At 68.9% G+C, this 17506-nt stretch carries 20 protein-coding genes; 8 read left to right on the forward strand and 12 right to left on the reverse strand.

The features are described 5' to 3' along the window. Positions 1-36: 36 nt before the first annotated feature. Entirely contained in the window at positions 37-396 is a 360-nt protein-coding gene (locus MCHUDSM44219_RS29770; protein WP_131722302.1) for a hypothetical protein, read from the reverse strand. Between the two features lie 194 nt (positions 397-590). Continuing rightward, positions 591-917 (reverse strand): helix-turn-helix domain-containing protein, encoded by a 327-nt coding sequence (locus tag MCHUDSM44219_RS31700; RefSeq protein WP_082162133.1) that lies wholly within the window; start codon positions 915-917, stop codon positions 591-593. Positions 918-1055: 138 nt separating this feature from the next. Between MCHUDSM44219_RS31700 and MCHUDSM44219_RS09645 the strand changes: the two genes are divergently transcribed. Next, the gene (locus MCHUDSM44219_RS09645) at positions 1056-1880 is read left to right on the forward strand and encodes a GIY-YIG nuclease family protein (RefSeq protein ID WP_048418142.1); all 825 of its coding nucleotides are present in this window, start codon (positions 1056-1058) and stop codon (positions 1878-1880) included. 37 nt (positions 1881-1917) lie between these two features. Here MCHUDSM44219_RS09645 and MCHUDSM44219_RS09650 read toward each other — a convergent pair whose 3' ends face one another. Further along, complete coding sequence (locus MCHUDSM44219_RS09650) at positions 1918-2601, reverse strand: hypothetical protein (RefSeq protein WP_236695411.1); 684 nt, start codon at positions 2599-2601, stop codon at positions 1918-1920. A gap of 624 nt (positions 2602-3225) precedes the next feature. On the opposite strand from MCHUDSM44219_RS09650, the gene MCHUDSM44219_RS09660 reads away from it, so the two are divergent. Continuing rightward, positions 3226-3561, forward strand: a complete 336-nt coding sequence (locus tag MCHUDSM44219_RS09660) for a hypothetical protein (RefSeq protein ID WP_048418029.1) — start codon at positions 3226-3228, stop codon at positions 3559-3561. A 12-nt stretch (positions 3562-3573) separates the two neighbouring features. Here the strand turns inward: MCHUDSM44219_RS09660 and MCHUDSM44219_RS09665 are convergent, their stop codons facing one another. From MCHUDSM44219_RS09665 to MCHUDSM44219_RS29955, 6 genes are all read right to left on the reverse strand, one after another. Further along, positions 3574-4050 (reverse strand): DUF2231 domain-containing protein, encoded by a 477-nt coding sequence (locus MCHUDSM44219_RS09665; protein WP_048418030.1) that lies wholly within the window; start codon positions 4048-4050, stop codon positions 3574-3576. Between the two features lie 46 nt (positions 4051-4096). Further along, on the reverse strand, positions 4097-4327 hold the full coding sequence (locus MCHUDSM44219_RS09670; protein ID WP_048418031.1) for a ferredoxin: 231 nt from the start codon (positions 4325-4327) through the stop codon (positions 4097-4099). Next, positions 4324-5472, reverse strand: a complete 1149-nt coding sequence (locus MCHUDSM44219_RS09675) for an NADH-ubiquinone oxidoreductase-F iron-sulfur binding region domain-containing protein (protein ID WP_236695412.1) — start codon at positions 5470-5472, stop codon at positions 4324-4326. The genes MCHUDSM44219_RS09670 and MCHUDSM44219_RS09675 overlap by 4 nt, the downstream gene beginning before the upstream one ends. Positions 5473-5594: 122 nt before the next feature. Then, complete coding sequence (locus MCHUDSM44219_RS09680; protein ID WP_048418033.1) at positions 5595-6155, reverse strand: ferric reductase-like transmembrane domain-containing protein; 561 nt, start codon at positions 6153-6155, stop codon at positions 5595-5597. Beyond that, entirely contained in the window at positions 6152-7054 is a 903-nt protein-coding gene (locus MCHUDSM44219_RS09685) for an FAD:protein FMN transferase (protein ID WP_048418034.1), read from the reverse strand. The genes MCHUDSM44219_RS09680 and MCHUDSM44219_RS09685 overlap by 4 nt, the downstream gene beginning before the upstream one ends. After that, positions 7051-7533, reverse strand: coding sequence for a hypothetical protein (locus MCHUDSM44219_RS29955; protein WP_048418035.1), 483 nt, complete (start codon positions 7531-7533; stop codon positions 7051-7053). The genes MCHUDSM44219_RS09685 and MCHUDSM44219_RS29955 overlap by 4 nt, the downstream gene beginning before the upstream one ends. Before the next feature lie 62 nt (positions 7534-7595). Between MCHUDSM44219_RS29955 and MCHUDSM44219_RS09695 the strand changes: the two genes are divergently transcribed. Together MCHUDSM44219_RS09695 and MCHUDSM44219_RS09700 are read left to right on the forward strand one after the other, a co-directional pair. Beyond that, positions 7596-8273, forward strand: coding sequence for a response regulator transcription factor (locus tag MCHUDSM44219_RS09695; RefSeq protein ID WP_048418036.1), 678 nt, complete (start codon positions 7596-7598; stop codon positions 8271-8273). Beyond that, on the forward strand, positions 8270-9484 hold the full coding sequence (locus MCHUDSM44219_RS09700; protein ID WP_048418037.1) for a sensor histidine kinase: 1215 nt from the start codon (positions 8270-8272) through the stop codon (positions 9482-9484). Before MCHUDSM44219_RS09695 ends, MCHUDSM44219_RS09700 begins: the two co-directional genes overlap by 4 nt. A gap of 15 nt (positions 9485-9499) precedes the next feature. On the opposite strand, the gene MCHUDSM44219_RS09705 is transcribed toward MCHUDSM44219_RS09700, so the two are convergent. Next, complete coding sequence (locus MCHUDSM44219_RS09705) at positions 9500-11002, reverse strand: GAF domain-containing sensor histidine kinase (RefSeq protein WP_048418038.1); 1503 nt, start codon at positions 11000-11002, stop codon at positions 9500-9502. Positions 11003-11074: 72 nt separating this feature from the next. Here MCHUDSM44219_RS09705 and MCHUDSM44219_RS09710 point away from each other — a divergent pair, with 72 nt between their 5' ends. Further along, entirely contained in the window at positions 11075-11449 is a 375-nt protein-coding gene (locus MCHUDSM44219_RS09710) for a LytR/AlgR family response regulator transcription factor (RefSeq protein ID WP_048418039.1), read from the forward strand. On the opposite strand, the gene MCHUDSM44219_RS09715 is transcribed toward MCHUDSM44219_RS09710, so the two are convergent. Further along, entirely contained in the window at positions 11427-12080 is a 654-nt protein-coding gene (locus tag MCHUDSM44219_RS09715) for a response regulator transcription factor (protein WP_048418040.1), read from the reverse strand. The two genes, MCHUDSM44219_RS09710 and MCHUDSM44219_RS09715, sit on opposite strands and share 23 nt — an antisense overlap. A 124-nt stretch (positions 12081-12204) precedes the next feature. On the opposite strand from MCHUDSM44219_RS09715, the gene MCHUDSM44219_RS09720 reads away from it, so the two are divergent. Genes MCHUDSM44219_RS09720 through MCHUDSM44219_RS09730 form a run of 3 tightly spaced genes read left to right on the forward strand, consistent with a single transcriptional unit; the run spans position 12205 to position 15907 of the window. Further along, positions 12205-14394, forward strand: coding sequence for a xanthine dehydrogenase family protein molybdopterin-binding subunit (locus MCHUDSM44219_RS09720; protein ID WP_048418041.1), 2190 nt, complete (start codon positions 12205-12207; stop codon positions 14392-14394). After that, on the forward strand, positions 14391-14927 hold the full coding sequence (locus MCHUDSM44219_RS09725; protein ID WP_048418042.1) for a (2Fe-2S)-binding protein: 537 nt from the start codon (positions 14391-14393) through the stop codon (positions 14925-14927). The genes MCHUDSM44219_RS09720 and MCHUDSM44219_RS09725 overlap by 4 nt, the downstream gene beginning before the upstream one ends. Next, positions 14924-15907 carry an FAD binding domain-containing protein gene (locus MCHUDSM44219_RS09730; protein ID WP_048418043.1) on the forward strand — a complete coding sequence of 328 codons (984 nt, stop codon included), beginning with the start codon at positions 14924-14926 and terminating at the stop codon, positions 15905-15907. The genes MCHUDSM44219_RS09725 and MCHUDSM44219_RS09730 overlap by 4 nt, the downstream gene beginning before the upstream one ends. Here the strand turns inward: MCHUDSM44219_RS09730 and MCHUDSM44219_RS09735 are convergent. Further along, a complete protein-coding gene (locus tag MCHUDSM44219_RS09735; protein ID WP_048418044.1) occupies positions 15904-17487 on the reverse strand; it encodes an APC family permease in 1584 nt (527 codons plus the stop codon). The genes MCHUDSM44219_RS09730 and MCHUDSM44219_RS09735 overlap by 4 nt on opposite strands. Positions 17488-17506 lie beyond the last annotated feature (19 nt).

Below are 17506 nucleotides of genomic sequence, written 5' to 3' on the forward strand. Positions count from 1 at the left end.
GCAAAACCCTCGACTGGAAAACCCCAGCCGAAGCCCTCAACGAACTACTGTCAAAACCGCCAACTGTTGCATCGACCCCTTGAACTCAAGAACGTGGCCAAGCTTAAAAGCCTGTTCGGCGCTGATCGGCGCGTCCACTTTCTCGCGGACCTCGTCGAGAAACATGTAGTCGTCGGCAGCAGCCCCCCCGGCGGTCCCCAAAGCCAATCCAGCACCAGCAAGGATTGTCAGCAACATCTTGATCACGGTCAAACTCCCCCTTCTGACGCGGCGGCGCTCACCAGCATTAGAGCGCCCTTCGATGTAATCGCCTGCCGACGTCCTTTGGTTACTCCAGCCGAATTGCACGTTGTCGGCGCGGCATCGCTGATCGTGCCTACCGGGAGCGAGGGTCATCAGTGCGCTGCATCGTGTTGCGGTCAAGACAGTCGGTCACATCCGACCACCGATACAGAACCTTGCGCCCGACCCTGATGAACTTTGGCCCCGTGCCTGTGTAACGAAGTTGCGCGAGCGTGGCGCGACTGAGGACCGCAGGTAATCCGCCACTTCGCCGGGCGTGCCAAGAGCGGCCATCTCGGGCGGCTTGTTCATGCGAGCGCTTTCACGAACTCGGTCAGCGCCGCAGCCGTGACGAACCGACGACGCCCGATTCTCACGCTCGGTAGCTGCCCCTCATCCAGCAGGTGGTACAGGGTGGACCTGCTCACGCTCAACTTGCTCTGGATCTCTTTGACCGAGTAGAGCAACCGGTCTGGTCGTGTCGTCGATTGCTCGCTGAGCTGGTCCCGATCATCTACCGGGGCTTGAAGGCGACGCCGTAATCCAGCGAGCCGGGGCTGCGCGATGTCGAAGTCGTTGTTCGACCTTGGGGCCGAGAGCGTGCGGGTTATTGACGATCTCTCAGCGTTTGCCACGAGAGCTTTGGGACCCGAACTTTAAGGGCGATCTCGCTTGTCCCTCATCCAGGCTGCAGGAAACTTGCGGGGGCGCTCCGGATAAGCCCGTTCAGCGTGGCGAAGGACGTCACCAAATCGATCGGTAGCCTCCGACTCATGACCGCGATTCCGCTGCGAAGCCTCATCGGCGAACTGGACCCGGCGGAGTGCAAGCTGCACTGCGCAGTGTTCAACGGCACCGACCACCCCATCGACGTCCTCGCTCGCTCATGGGATGAATGGGTGGCGTGGAACCGATGGAGAGGGACACGCGACGACTTCAACAGGCAGTACATCTTCTCGCTTGCCCGAGACCGAAACGACCCATCGCGCTGGCTGTTCGGCGGCGCCTTCGAAGTGCTGGCCCGCCGTCCAACACCGGGCGAGGGCTCATACGACATCGCGCTTCGCGAAGACCTAATGGGCGCATTCGTCAAGCGTCTCGTTGTGCAGTTCAAACCGCCGGGGAGGGCAGTCCGGCTAAATATGGAAACACATCTGCACCAGATTGAGGTCGTTTCCATCTTGGAGCAGCCCTACGCCGGAGAAGCCTTCCCCGGCCACGACCGGATCAACCACACGCTCCGGGTGCTGGAGGTCGCTGTCAAGCAGGACTGGCACGACTGGCGCGGTGCATTGCAAAACATGAAAGGCGTCTACGTAATCCACGACCAGGAAACCGGCCAGCCCTACGTCGGCTCGGCCTATGGCGACACGGGGATCTGGGCGCGCCTGTGTGAGTACGTTGACTCACTCCATGGAGGCAATGTCGCGCTTCGCGAACTGGTCGGCCAGAAAGGCCCTGACTACGCCCGCGCCAATCTCCGCTTCGCCCTGCTGGAGTTTTGGTCAATGCGCGCCGCAGATGAGGACGTGCTCAGGCGCGAGAGCTACTGGAAAGACGTGTTGCTGTCGCGGAGGTTCGGACTGAACAGGAACTAGTGGTGTGTCACGCAATTAGCTAATTGCATGCTCGGGATTATGTGTCGGTGAGTGCATCACCAGCAGCCGCGTTGCCGATTCTGCCGCGATTGACCGCTGCTGCCGCTTTAATGGCGGCCTTGAGCTCGTCGTATGTGCACTGGCGCGGATGGAGGTCTTTCAGCAGCGGTCCGAGCCGAATCGTCTTCTGCGTCGGAACTTGTCGGTCGAGCTCGCTCGTCGGCAGCACATAAAACTCCCATTGTGCGACGTCGAGCGGGTCGATTTGATTGCGGTCATTAGCGGTGAGCAGACAGAAGACGTACACGTCGGCGCTTCGCTTCGCACTGGCCGCATAGGTGTTGTTACGGGCGTCCCAGCCCTTTGCGGGGCGGATGTTGAACGCGATCTCTGATAGCCGGGTTTGCTTCCACGTTTGCACGTAGGCAGCCGATTTCACCTCGACACCGATATCGCCGATGACGAGGTCGTACTTGTCCCATTCGACGCGCTTCGTGTCGCAAATGCCGAGTGCTTTGGCCACGATGTACTCGGCCAGCACACCACGGGTGGTGTTCGTGAGCAGGTCGTCGTACGCCCAGGCTAGAAATTCCTGTTTATCCAAGCCAGTCATCGTCGAGCCTTCATCGCTTGCGCAGTTCCCATTCCCAGTACCGTCGTGTTTGTGCCGGTCGATGTCGTCGAGGGTCAGCACCGATTCGGGTCGGGCGGTCCGCTTCATGTCCGTGGCATTCTGCATGTTCCAACATGCAGTTAACCACTAATGAGACGGACTTCGAGCGCACGGCGGGAGATGCCTCCGCGCCGGACGTCGGACGTGCTTGCCGACTTAGGTGTGCATCCTTCCCCCGCTCTAGGTCGTTACTTCAAGTCGGCTTCATCGGCGGACACGACCTTCAGCACTCTGGTCGTCTCCCCGGTGGCCACATCCGAAGACCTTTCGACTCAGTTAGTCAACAACCCCGATCTATTCCAGAGGCTGCTCGCCGAGCTGGTGCCGATCATCTACCGGAGCCTTAAGCAGACGGCTTGACCAGCGAGCTGGTGCTCAGTTGACGTGGAGGTTGATGCCCTTTCGGGAAGGTGAGTCGGTTGGCGTGCGACGAAGCCACGGGACTGCAGCCCCGGATGGTTCGCCCTATTCTTGCCCACATATTGCCCACAATTTGCCGAATACAGAGGGTTTCTAGAGGCATCACCAGGTTTGACTATTTGCAGGTGAACGGGGTGATTGAGTCTGCTACCTTGCCATCGTGCAGAACCACGACTTCTTCTCCGGCTCGGGGTCCAGCTACGTGATCGGCAAGGCGGTCAACACCGAAGACGAGGACTGGGACTTCTAGCGATGACCGAGCCCGCGAGCGGCGCCGAGTCCGAGGACGACGGCGAACCGCTCGCGGCGCCCAAGCGGTCGACGTGGCGGGTGCTCGCCGGCGGCCTCAGCCCGAGGTCCGTCTGGGCTATGGCCGGCGGCTATCCCGTGGTGCTGAAGCAGTTCATCCAGTTCTGCCTGATCCTCGTCTACCCGGCGTGGGTGGTCGGTGTGCTGGCCGCCATGGCGGTCTACGGCCTGTTCTACGTCACCGTGTATCCGGTTCTCTGGGTGCTGTTCTGGCCGATGAGGGCGTGGATGAAGAAGAACCGGCCCGAGGAGTACGCGCAGAGCCAGCGCAAGAAGTAGGTCCGCTACCCCTCAGGGAGACTGCGTCGCAGCGACCTTGTCGGCCCAGGCAGATCGCGCCCCGGAGTCGCCGATCCGATACACCTGGGCCGAGGTGGCGACGGCGGCGACGACGACGATGCCGACAACGGCCCATCGGAGCGTCGGCTTGAGCTGTTGGTTGCGGTTCTCGCGAAGATGCATGAACGCCAGCAGCGCCGCGGCGACGAGCAGGCCCACCGAGAAGTAGACCATGGTGTCGCCGAGTTCGGTGTGCGCCTGCAGCACTGCGGTGGGTTCGGTGCGCTGCTCGAGCCACTCGCCGGCATCGGTCGTCAGCGGGGTCAAGAGCGTGGTCGCGGCGGCGAGGAGCACGACCAGCCATGTGAAGTGGCGCCGCGCGGTCGGCCACAGCGCGCACACGATCGCGAGCACGGCGGTCGCCGGCGCGAGCACCACGATGAAGTGCACGAGCAGGATGTGAGCGGGAAGTCCCTGGAACGTGGACAAGGCGAGCCCTTTCTGGTGAAAGTGGTTGTCGGGACGGGATTTTGAGCTAGGCGCGCGTGGTCAGAGACAGCGCGAGGCGTGGGCAGCGGTTCACGGCCATCCGTGCCTCGGCCAGGTCGCCGCGCGGTATTACCGGCTCGCGGGACCCGTCACGCGCCAGGGGGTAGCCCCAGTCGTCGCGGCCGAGCACCCCGGGCAGCAGCTCGGTGCACAGGCCCCGGCCATCGCATCGGGTCCAGTCGATGTGCAACCTGCGCGATGCCGCCGGGCGTTTCATGCGATCTCCACAGCGCGTCGGGGACCGCGACGGTCGGCGCTGCGGGCGGTGACCAGTGCGGCGCTGCAGCGGCCGGCGCGGTGGTGGGCGATGTCGTCGGCGAAGGCGTTCAGCGCGCTGCGAACCATTCGGATAGTGCCGTCGGGGTGGCGGCACGCGCCGCGGCCGTCGACGAGGCCGAGCATCCGGTGCAGCTCACGGATCTGTCCGTCGTCGACCCGGCCGTAGGCGAGCTCGTCGCACAGCTCGGCCAGCCGGGGAAGGCCGTTGCGGCACGGGCCGCACTGTCGGGCACCGTGATCGGCGAGGTAGGCGACGATGCCCGCGGTGTGGGCGAGGCCGCACTGGTCGGCGGCGAGCACATGGATGATGCCCGCGCCGGGGGTGGCCCCGCACGCTCGCAGGCCCGCACGGGACAGGCGGGCGTCGGTGAGGTTCGCCGCCGGGATCCAGCTGCCGTGGTAGCCCCCGGTCAGCACCGCTCGTGCGGTCCGCAGGTCGGTGAGGCCGCCGGCGGCGAGGACGTCCGCCAGCGGGGTTCCGGTGGGCAGCTCCATGACACCGCGTCGGGATACCGCTCCCGACAGTGTGATCAGCACGGTGCCGGGATCTTCCGGGTCACCGACCGACCGGAACCACTGCGGACCGTAGCGCGCGATCAACGCGACATGGGCCAGTGTTTCGACATTGTTGACCAGCGTGGGGCGTCCGCGCACCCCGGAGATCGACGTCGGGACCGTGCGGTCGCGGGGCAGCGCCGGACCGCCTTCGAGGCGCCGGACCACTGCGGACTCCTCGCCGGCGACGAACGTGTCGGAGGCCTCGACGAGGGTCACCCGGCGCGGGTCCACTCCGGCGGCGACCCGTTCGTCGAGGGCCTTCCGTACGGCCGGCGAAATGCGTTCCGGCACATAGAGGTAGACCCTGTCCGCGCCGACCGTCGACGCGCACACCTGCAGACCGTCCACCACCAGGTGGGGTGCCCGGGTCAGGAGCATGGCGTCTTTCTGGCTGAGTGGTTCGCCCTCGGCGCCGTTACCGATCACCACGGCGCCGCCGCCGGTGACCGAGTCGATCTTGCGGCCGGTGGGAAATCCTGCTCCACCCCGCCCCGTCAGACCCGCTGCGTGCAGTGACGCGACCACCTGCTCCGCCGGGTGGGTGGGGAGGGCGCCGAACCGCGTGTGATGTTCGGTCAGACCGGGCCCGCGGCCAGCGAAGAGACGTTGTGCACCAGGAGGATTCGTGTGCAACGGTGAGTGGGCGATCATCGGCGGGCCTCTGTTCGGGTGTCGGCGTATTCGACGAAGTCGGCCCGCAGTCGCCACATCAGCGCGCCCGCGACAACGACCGCGCAACCGCCGGCGAGTGCCAGGAACCAGACACGCTGGGAGTCGGTGCCGGCGCCGAGCGCATGTACCAGCGCGACCGGCCACAACGCGTAGGCGACCCAGTGGATGGCGCGGAACGCGCGCAGGCCGAGGCGGTGACGCAACAGGCTGCTGACCGCCACCACGACGAGGACGTCACAGGCGAGGGTGCCCAGACCGAGCCAGACAGGTCGGTACGCGGCGAGGAACGGAACGACGAAGTCGACCAGGCGCAGTTGGGCGTACGGGTCGAAGAACAGCAGGGTCAGATGCAGAGCGACCAGCCCGGTCCCGGCCAGCGCGGCGAACCGGTGAACGTCGGCGACGGCGAAGCGGGGGAGCGCGGCGACGCGGCGCCCGGAACGGGTGGCGATGCCCAGCGCCTGCGAGATCGTCAGGAACACCAGGGCGGTGATCCCGGTACCGCGCCCCAGCGCCCACAGTGCCCCGCTGGTCATCGCCGGGCCTCCGCAGCAGCGCGCGGCCAGGTACCGATGGTGTGCTCGACGCACTCGCTGTCCACCAGTCGCGCCGACATTCCCAGCGCCGCAATCCATGTCAGTGCCGCCCACCCGCGCACGATCGCCGCTGTCGAAACGGTGTTCGCGGCCCAACAGGTCTGCGCCGCGACGGACACCGTGCGCCACACCGGATCCGCGGACCGGCCCGTGCGCGGGTCCAGGATGTGGTGCAGCACTGCGTCATTGCGCCGCCAGGTGCGCCGAAGGGTGCTGGAGGTGGCCAGTGCGGTGCCGGACGGCAACGCGACCGCACTGTCCGGATCCCCATCGGCGTCGTGCACCAGGACCTGCCAGCCGCCGTCGGGCGCCGGCCCCGCGGTGGCGATGTCACCGCCGAGGTTGATCAGCACCCCGCTGCCCGTGACCTCGTGGACCCGGTCCGCGCACCGATCGGCGGCGACCGCCTTCGCGGTGGCACCCAGGTCGAGCAGCACTCCGGGCGGCACGGTGACGACCCGATCGTCGAGCGCGATCATCGACCAGCACGCCGGCGTGATCGTCGACAGGGCGGCGCGGCCACCGCCTTCGAGTGCGACCACCGCGGCGCCCACGGTGGGGTCGACGTCGCCGTCGGTGTCCCGCGCCGCGGTCAATGCGGCCGCGAGCAGGACGGCCAGCGTCTCGCTGATCCTGGTCGGCCGGCCATCGGAGGTGGCGAGCGCCATGACCTCGGAATCCGGCCGGAACCGGGACGCCGCAACGTCGACGGCGTCGAGCTCGGCGTCGACCTCGAACCGGGCGCGGCGCAGCGACGCCGGTTCGGTGACCACGATGTGCATGTCGGTGCTCCAGCGCTGCCATCGGCTGTGCGCGAGGTCCGGGGCGTCCAGGGTCATGAGCCGCGTGACACGGTCACGTGCGGTGAGTAGCTCGGCGACAGCACGGGTGCCGGAGTGAGGGTGCGCCGCCGGGTCGTGGGCGGCGTCGACGACTCCCGGGTCCGGGTGGTCTGCGCAGGGATCGGTGCGGGATCGGACGTCTGTACCGGGGCGGGATCGTAGGTCGGTGGGGGCGTGTACCGGGGTGTCGTCGTCACCGGAGCGGCCGGCGTCCACGCGACCGTGGGCTCGGGAGCCGGAGGCGGGACGGGCGGCGTGTCGGTCACCGTGGTCGCGGGCGCCGGTGGCAGCTCGAGGACGGGCGGCGGTGCGTTCTCCGGCGGTGGGTCGACGACGACCTGGGCGGCGGGCGCCGCCGGTGCGGCGGTGCCGGCATAGGCCAGCGTGGAGGTGCCCGCGACGGCGGCGACGCCCAGGCCGGCCAGCGCCCATGAGGCGGCTCTGGCGCGGCGCACTCCGGAACGGGGTGATTCCATGAGGCCGATGCTGGCAGTCGATTCTTCGAGCCTTCGAAGAACTGCCGTGGCACGCTCGTCGAGTGCCCGACCGCACCGCGAAGCCGAGGCTGCTGATCGTCGAGGACGACCGCGCCTTGAGTTCGATGCTGGACGGGCTGTTCACCGACGAGGGGTACGAGGTCGAGGTCGCACATGACGCGCAACGGGGCCTGCACGCCGCACTCACGCGGCGGCACGACGCGATCATCGTCGATCGCGGGCTCCCGGTCATGGACGGCCTCGACCTCGTCGTCGCGCTGCGATCGCGGGGAGCGGCGACCCCGATCCTGATGCTGACTGCGCGCGGTTCGCTGTCCGACCGGGTGGACGGTCTCGACGCGGGCGCGCAGGACTACCTCGTCAAACCCTTCGAGGTCCCGGAGCTGCTGGCCCGCATCCGTGCTCTGGTGCGACGGCCGAACGGTGACTCGATTCTGCGGGCCGCCGGGCTGTCGCTGGACCGGGTGACCCGGACCGTGAGCGGCCCCGCGGTGGCAGGGGAGGTCGAACTCTCCGAGCGGGAGGCGGCGCTGCTCAGCGTGCTGATGACCACCCCCGGGCGTACCCACACCCGCGGCCAGCTGCTCAGCTCCGCCTTCGACGGGGTCGACAATCCCGGCGTGGTCGACACTTACGTGCACTACCTCCGTCGCAAGCTGGGGCGCGGCATCGTGCGCACAATCCACGGCACGGGATATCGCCTGGGGGCCGCCGGATGACGTCGAGCAGCGACCTGGCCGTCGTTCGGCGCGCGGGCCGGATCGCCGCCCTGCAGGCGTCCCTGGCCCTCACCGCGGTGCTGCTGCTCGTCGGGGCGGTCATCTTCCTCGTCGACGCGCAGGTGCAGAAGCAACAGATCGCCGACCAGTTGACCTCGGTCGTCGGGACGGCCGACGATGTGACCGATCCGCCGCCGGGCATGCAACTCGTGCTCCAGGATCTGGCCGGTGAGACGTCCGCCAGCGCCGACGGGCTCCCGATCGCGGAGCTGCTCGGGCGGGAACCCGGCTTTTCTGACATCCGCATCGGTGACGAGTCGTACCGGGTGCTGGTCGCCGACCGGCCCCGGGGCAGGGTGGTGGCGCTGCTGGCGCTGGAATCCTATGAGGCGAGCCGCAACCGGCTGCTGCTGGCGTTGGGCGCCGCCGAACTGGCCGGCATCCTGGCCTCGGTCGGCGTGGTCGTCCTGCTCACGCGGCGCTCGCTCCGTCCTCTCACCGAAGCCCTGGCCCTGCAGCGACGGTTCGTCGCCGACGCCTCCCACGAATTGCGCGCCCCACTCACCGTGCTGCACACCAGGATTCAACTGCTGGCCCGGCGCTTCGACGACGGCGACGCCCACCGTGCCAAGGAACAGATCGAGGCTCTGGCCGCCGACACCCGCGTGCTCGGTGAGGTGATCGAGGATCTGCTGGCATCGGCCTCGATGGCCAGCAACGGTGTGCCGCGTGACCGCGTCGACGTCGCCGACCTCGCCGAGGACGTCCGCGCCAGTATGTCCGAGCACGCCGCGTCGGCCGGCGTGACCCTGGCGGTGAACCGCGACACCGAGGCTTCGGCAACGGCGTTCGTCGTTCTCGGGTCGGCTGCCGCGCTGCGTCGCGCGCTCACGTCGCTGGTCGACAACGCTCTCGCCCATGAACACGCGGGCGGCTCGATCGAGATCTGTCTGCGCCGGCGCGGACCGAACGTCGTCATCGACGTGCGCGACGACGGCGTCGGCGTCGATCCCGACGCAATGGACGGCCTGTTCGCCCGGTTCTCCCACGGGCACGCCCACACGGCGACCGGCGGCCGCGAACGCTACGGCATCGGACTGGCGCTGGTCCGGGAGATCGCCGTCGCCCACCGCGGCGACATCTCGGTCGCGCAGACCCCGGGCGGCGGAGCGACGTTCACGCTCACCCTGGCGGCGGCGCCGCCGGGCTGAGACGGTAACTCGTCGTCAGCGCGCGCCGACCGGGATGGCGGCGTCGATCCGGGTCCCCGCCCCCGGCTCGCTCGTCACCGTGAGCGCACCCGAGAGAGCCTCCACCCGGTCGCGCAGGCCTACCAGACCCGAACCGGCGCCCGCGGTGGCGCCACCGACGCCGTCGTCGGTGACCGACAGGTGCAGGGTGTCGTCGTCCAGGCCCACCTCGACGGTCACCACGTCCGCTTCGGCGTGCTTGGCGGCATTCGTCAACGCCTCTGCGACAACGTAATACGCGGCCACCTCCACCGACTCCGGCAGCCGGCGGTCCACCCCGACCGTCAACTCGACCGGCACCGAGGAGCGCCGCGCCAGCGCCTTCAGCGCCGACGGCAGGCCGCCCTTGGACAGCACCGCCGGGTGCATCCCGCGGGAGAGCTCCTGCAGATCCGAGTAGAGACCGGCCAGACCGGACACCGCGTTCGACAGTTGGGCACGCAGCGGCTCGTCGGCGGCCGCCTCGATCTGGCGCAACTCGAGGCTGAGCGAGACGATGCGCTGTTGGGCGCCGTCGTGCAGGTCCCGCTCGAAGCCGCGGCGCGCCTCGTCCGCGGCGGCGACCAGGCGGGCCCGCGACGCCGTCAGTGCGGCCCGGGTCTGCGCGTTGGCGATCGCCGTGGAGATCAGATCGGCGAAGTCGCCGATGTGGGCGTCGAGATCCTCGGAGATCGCTTCGGAGTCAAGGCAACCCACCAACAGAGCGCCCAGCACCGCCCCGTCGACGATCAGCGGCACGCCCGTCGCCGAGCGCACCCCCAGACCGCGCAGCCTGGTCGCGATCGGGCCGGTCGCCACCGCGTAGTCCTCGATCCGGGCAGGCGCGCCGCGCTGCCGGATCCTGGTGCTCACGCTGTCGCCGGCCAGTGACAGCCGCTCGCCGGGGGTCAGACTGGGCTTGCCGGGCCGATCGCGCGCCGCCAGCACCGCCGCGGTGCCGTCGGCGTCGAAACGCAACAGCGTCACCTGGTCGACGTCGAGGCTGTGCGCCAGCTCTTCCACAGCGGCGGAGAACACCTCCGAGAGCTCGGCGCCGCCGGCGACCAGCGTGGCCACCCGACGCAGAGCCGCCTGCTGGGCGGCCAGTGCGTCGGCCTGCCGCCTCCGCTGCTCGGCCTCGGCGGCACGCAGCCGCGCCTGCCCGACCAGCGCGTTGGTCAGCAACGCCAGCGTCAGGAAGATCGCGAGCGCCGGCGCCAAACTGTCGCGCCCCTCCAGGTGCAGATAGGCGTACACCGCGGCACTGGCCAGCGACGTGGCGATCGCCAACCCGAACCCCCACCCCGCCGACACGACGAGCACGCCCAACAGCAGCAGCGCCCCGAACGCGTTCTCGGGCGCGATCCGCTTGAGCGCGAACACGGCGAGCACCTCGGCGACGAGGAAGGCGCCGGCGACGGCGATCCCGGCACCGAGCGGCCGGGCGGTGGGCCGCACGACCAGGGCCAGGAGCCGGGTCGGAAGCGAACGCCAGGTCACCGGGTGATGGTAATCGCAAGGTTTCCCGTTAACAGGAATGCCATCGGGCGGTCGGCCCGGCATGCTCGAAGCATGACTGGAGTGCGCTGCCTGATCGTCGACGACAGCCCCGGCTTCCGCGACGCTGCGCGCGACATGCTGGAGCGCGCCGACTTCGTCGTGGTCGGCACCGCAGCCGACGCCGAGGAGGCAGAGCAGCAGGCCCGCGCCTTACGGCCGGATCTCGCGCTGGTGGACGTCGACCTGGGCGCCGACAGCGGGTTCGACGTCGCCGAGCGGTTGGCCGAGGTGCCGGTGATCCTGACGTCCACCCACGACGAGCAGGATTTCGCCGACCTGATCGCGGCCAGTCCCGCCCTGGGATTCCTGCCGAAGTTCGCGCTGTCCCCGGTGGCGATCAACCGGTTGCTGGCCGGCCGGGACGTCAGCGGCCCTCGAGGAACATGATCACCGCGCGCACCCGACGGTGATCGTCGCCCGTCTCGGGCAGGTTCAGCTTGGTCAGGATGCTGCGCACGTGCTTCTCCACCGTGCCCTCGGTGACCCACAGCCGCCGACCTATGCCGCCGTTGGACAGGCCCTCGGCCATCAACGTGAGCACCTCGCGCTCCCGGGCGCTGAGCGCGGCCAGCGGATCGTCACGTTTGCGCGCCCCGACCAGTTCGGCCACCAGCGCGGGGTCGACGACCGAGGCGCCGTTGGCCACCCGCTGCACCGTGTCGACGAAGTCGTCGACATCGGTGACCCGCGTCTTGAGCAGATAGCCGATCGCGTGGCCGCCGGCGAGCAACTCCATCGCGTGGTCCACGTCGATGTGCGCGGAGAGCACGACGATCGCGATCTGCGGTGACTCGCGGCGGATCACCTGGGCCGCGTCGAGCCCCTCGGTGCTGTGCGTGGGTGGCATGCGGATGTCGGTGAGAACGAGATCCGGCTGCTCGGTGCGAACCAGGTCCAACAGCGCCGACGCATCGCCGGCCTGACCGGCGACCTCCAGCCCCGCGCGCTGCAGCAGACTGGCCAGCCCTTCCCGCAGTAGCACGTCGTCGTCGGCCACCACGACCCGAAGAGCGCCCATGGTCTGACATTGTGACATCGCCGCGGCCGGGCGCGACCCGACGAACAACGATGGGGGCTAGCGGTAAGAGAGGACTCCGGGCAGCAGAGAAGCGATCGGCCCCGATCGCTGTGAGACTGAGGCGGTGAACGAATCCGTCGGGCGTCCGGTGTCACGGGTCGAGGGGGCCGACAAGGTGACCGGGCGGGCCCGCTACACCGCCGACACCCCGGTCGACGGCGTCACCTTCGCCGCGCTGGTGCAATCGGAGATCCCGCACGGCAGGGTCACCGCCGAATCGATGGCCGGCGCGGCTGCGCTCGCCGCCACGGCGCCGGGCGTGCTGCACGTGCTCACACCGCTGAATTGTCCTGCGCTGCATGTCCTTCCCGAAGAACTCACCTGGGATCTCCCGTTGGAGCGCCGGCCGCCACTGTCCGATTTGTCCGTCCAGCACGTCGGCCAGCACCTCGCGTTGGTGGTGGCCGACACCCCGGAGAACGCGGCGCACGCCGCCTCCCTGATGTCCTTCGACTACGAGCGCGCCCCCGCTGCCCTGTCCGCAGCGCAGGTGCAGGCCGATCCGCCTGTCGCCGACGACGGACACGGCGCGGTCCGCCACGGCGCCTACCGGCCCGACCACTTCGTCAAGTTGACCGAGGAGAAGCTGCAGGACCGCCGCGGCCCGGAGGCCGAACCGCCGGGGACCAAGGTCGAGGCCACCTACACGACGCCGGAGAACGCGCACTATCCGATCGAGCTGTCGGCGACCATCGCGCAGTGGGAAGGCGACATGCTCGTCGTGCACGACAGCACCCGGTGGATCACCGGTGAGCGACGCGCGCTGGCGGCCTGGCTCGGAATCCCCGAAGACCGGATCCGGATCCTGTCACCGCTCGTCGGAGGGGCGTTCGGTTCCAAGAGCTTCCTGTGGATGCACGTGGTGCTGTGCGCGGTGGCCGCGCGTGCGGTGCGCCGCCCCGTCAAGCTCGTCCTGACCCGCAATCAGATGTTCACCTCCACCGGTCACCGTCCGCCCACCGAGCAGCGGATCTCCCTGGTCGCCGACGACACGGGCGCCCTCGCCAGCACCGAACACCACACCCTGACCGAGACGTCGACCGTCGCGCACTTCTGCGAACCGACCGGGTTGTCGACGCGCTTTCTGTACCGCTCGCCGCGGCTGGAGGTGTCGCACACCGTCGCCCGGATCAACGCGCCCACTCCCTGTTTCATGCGGGGACCGGGGGAGTCGCCGGGGCTGTTCGCGCTGGAGGTGGCCATGGACGAACTCGCCGAGGCCACGAACCGCGACCCGCTGCAGCTGCGGCTGGCCCACGTGACCGACCACGATCAGACCAATGGTCGGCCGTGGTCGGCCGCCGACCTGGCCGGGTGCTACCTGACAGGGGCACGCCGATTCGGCTGGGAGAACCGCCCGATGATGCCACGGGCTCTGTCCCGCAACGGTGTTCAGATCGGCTGGGGCATGGCCACGGCGACCTACCCGGGCCGCAGGATGCCCGCCGACTGCCGGGTGCAGACCCTGCACGACGGCCGCGTGCGGTTCAGCGCGGCGACACACGAGATCGGCACCGGTGTCCGGACGGTGATGGCGCAGGTCGCCTCCGACGCCACCGGGCTGCCCCTGGACCGGGTGAGCTTCGACTCCGGGGACTCGGCGTTCCCCGACGCTCCGTACAGCGGCGCCTCTCAGACCACCGCGACCGTCGGCTCCGCGGTCTTCGCCGCGGCGCAGGAGTGGAAGCGCCGGCTGGGCGGCAGAACCCTTGCCGCCGGGGACGTTTCCGCTGAGCTCGCCGACGAGCTGAGTTTCACCGTCACCAGCGACGGGGCCCCCGACGGCGATGCGGTGTCCCAGTCGTTCGGCGCGCACTTCTGCGAAGTGGAGGTCGACGAAGCGTTGGGCCGCGCAACGGTCACCCGCTGGGTGGCCGTGATGGACTGCGGCCGGGTGCTCAACCCGAAGCTGGCGGCCAACCAGGTGATGGGCGGCATCACGTTCGGTGTGGGCATGGCCCTGCTCGAACAGGTGCCCCACGATCCCCATACCGCCCAGCCGCTCGGCGAGTACTACGTGCCGACGCACGCCGACCGGCCGGAATTCGACATCAGCTTCCTCGAGCGGCCGGATTACGCGCTCGACCCGATCGGTGTGCGGGGGATCGGTGAGATCGGCACCTGCGGGGTGAGCGCAGCCATCGCCAACGCCATTCACCACGCCACCGGAAAACGCCTGCGCGCGTTGCCCATCACGCTCGAGGCTCTGCTGGAGCCCTCCGGGCCCGAACAGGAAGGTGTGTTGCGCCCATGACGTCACCCACCCATCGCGTACGGCTCACCGTCAACGGCGACCGGCGCGAGCTCGACACCGATGTCCGCTCCACACTGCTCGACCTGTTGCGGGAACGGCTCGGGCTGACCGGCACCAAGAAGGGATGCGACCACGGTCTGTGCGGGGCATGCACCGTCGAGGTCGGCGGCCGGCGGGTGCTGAGCTGCCTGACGCTGGCGGTGTCGGTCGACGACGCCGAGGTCCGCACCGTGGAGGGGCTCGCCGACGGCGATGAGCTCGATCCGCTGCAGCGCGCCTTCATCGAGCACGACGGGTTCCAGTGCGGGTACTGCACACCGGGGCAGCTCTGCTCGTCGCGGGCGCTGCTGCGCGAATACGCCGACGGCGACCTGTCCGCGGCCTCGTTCGAGGGCAGCCCCGACGACGTCGTGCACGGCCCGCCCCGGCTGACCGAAGCCGAGATCCGCGAACGCATGGCGGGCAACATCTGCCGGTGCGGCGCGTACGCCAACATCGTCGCGGCGATCGCCAGCGCACACGAGGCGTCATGAGGAGCTTCGCCTACCGCCGCGCCACCAGCATCGACGACGCGCTCAGCGCGGCGGCCCACGGCGCCCGCTACTACGCGGGCGGCACCAACCTGCTCGACCTGATGAAGACCGGGGTGGAGACACCGTCGGCCCTCGTCGACATCGGCGACCTCGACCTGGCGTCGGTGCACGCAACGGCCTCCGGCGGCCTGCTGATCGGCGCCGGGGTGTCCAACAGCGCCGCGGCCAACCATCCGCTGGTGCGCGCGGCGTATCCGGTGCTCTCCCAAGCGATTCTGTCCGGGGCGACCACGCAGATCCGCAACATGGCCACCGTCGGCGGGAACCTGGTGCAACGCACCCGCTGCCCCTACTTCATGGACCCCGCTTTCGGTGCGTGCAACAAGCGGTCTCCCGGTTCCGGCTGTGCGGCGCTGGCCGGATTCAACCGCGAGCACGCGCTGTTCGGCGCCAGCACCGACTGCGTCGCCGTGCACCCCTCCGACATGGCCGTCGCCCTGGCGGCGGTCGACGCCGTCGTGCACGTCGCCGGTCCGTCGGGGCCGCGGTCGATTCCGATCGGCGACTTCTTCACACTGCCGGGCGAGCATCCCGAACGGGACAACAGCCTCGCGCCGGGCGAGCTGATCACCGGCATCGAGCTCCCGCCGTGCCCCTACGGCGCGCGCAGCTGGTACCTCAAGGTCCGCGATCGGCACAGCTATGCCTTCGCGCTGGTCTCGGTGGCCGTCGGCCTGGACATCAGTGACGGCGTGATCCGATCCGCGTCCGTGGTGCTCGGGGGCGTTGCGGCCACCCCGTGGCGGGTGGCCGCCGCCGAAGCCGAACTCGTCGGCAGAACCGCCGACACCGAAGCCTTCCGGTCGGCCGCGCGGGTCGCCGTCGCCGGCGCAGAACCATTGAGCCAGAACGGTTTCAAGGTCCTGCTGGCGCGCAACAGCGTGGAGCGTGCGCTGACCCGCGCGGCCGGGCGCGGCTAGTTCCGCTCGTGACTGTCCTCCATCACCGTGCGGCCGATCTCGGCGTAGGTGTCGGGCCGGGAGAAACGCAGCCACAACGCGTAGGCGATACCGACGCCGAACACGGCGGCGATCAGGTACGGGGCGCTCTTGAACACCAGTGAGTTCGCCGCGTAACCGGCCGCGAACGCGCGGTTGTCCCACAGCAGCCAGACGACATAGCCCATCGCCACGGCGCCGATCAGCGGGCAGATCAGCGTGGTGATGATGTTGCCGCGGTGCGTCTTGCGGACCCAGAAGAACCAGATCACCGCGATGGAGCAGATCGCCTGCACGAGCAGGATCGCCGCGGTCCCGATGAGCGCCAGCAGGCCGTAGATGTTGGTGTAGGGCACCAGGGTCGGGGTGTCGACGGGCAGGCCGTTGGCGTCGGGCACCTGCACGGCGGTGAAGACGAAGAACAGCAGCACGATCACCATCGTGATCACGCTCTGCACCGCCGAGGCGATGTAGGGCGAACCGTGCTTGGGGTGGGCCGCGCCCAGCGTGGATTTGACCTTGGCGGCCGGGATCTCGCGACCGAGTGCGAACAGGTAGCGCGAGGCCGCGTTGTGGAACGCCAGCGCGCACGCGAAGGAGCCGATCACCAGCAGGATCTTGTAGACGTCGAGCAGGAACCCGCCGAGGTTGGCGTCGACCAGGTTGAAGAACAGGTCCAGCGGAGAGGAGCTGATGGACGCCTCCACCGAGGTCTTCGCGCCGTTGCCGGCCAGCACCATCGCGGAGATGAACGTGTAGAACAAGCCGAGCCCGATGACGGCGATCAGCGTGGCGCGGGGGATGATCTTCTTCGGGTTGCGGGATTCCTCGCCGTACACCGCGGTCGTCTCGAACCCGACCCAGGACCAGAACGCGAAGAACAGGCCGACCGCCATGGACCCGGCGGCAGCCGCGGTTCCGAAGGCGCCCGCGGGCAGGCTCTCGAAGGCGTTGTTGAGCAACACCGTCTGATCGAGCATGAAGCCGTCGGGACCGCCGCCCTTGGCGATCACGGTGAACGCCAGCGCGAGCAGGATCAGCACCTCCGACACCAGCGTCACGCCCAGGATCGCGGCGGTCAGGCTGATGTGGAAGTGGCACAGCACACCGATGACGACGATGGCGGCGATCGCGAACACCAGCCACGGGATGTTCACTCCGACAATGGTGTTCACCGCGTCGTTGGCGAAGTACGCGCAGCCGCCGATCAGCGATCCCTCGAACACCACGTAGGCGAAGGTGGCCAGGAAGCCGCTGGCCATGCCCCACACCTGCCCGAGGCCGTGGGAGATGAAGCCGTAGAACGCGCCCGTGGTGGTGATGTGCCTGGCCATCGCCACGTACCCGAGCGCGAACAGGGTCAGGGCGATCGTCGCGAACAGGAAGCCCGCCGGGGCGCCCAGTCCGTTGCCGAAACCGACCGCGATCGGCACGTTCCCGGTCATCGCCGTGATCGGCGCGGCGTTGGCGACCGCCATGAAGATGACGGCGACCATGCCGATGGCGCCCTTCTTCAGTCCTGCGGGCGCAGCGGATTCGACTGCTGCGGATTCAGTGGCCATGGGGTCTCCTGACGGGCGA

Source organism: Mycolicibacterium chubuense, assembly GCF_001044255.1.
Lineage (GTDB): Bacteria > Actinomycetota > Actinomycetes > Mycobacteriales > Mycobacteriaceae > Mycobacterium > Mycobacterium chubuense.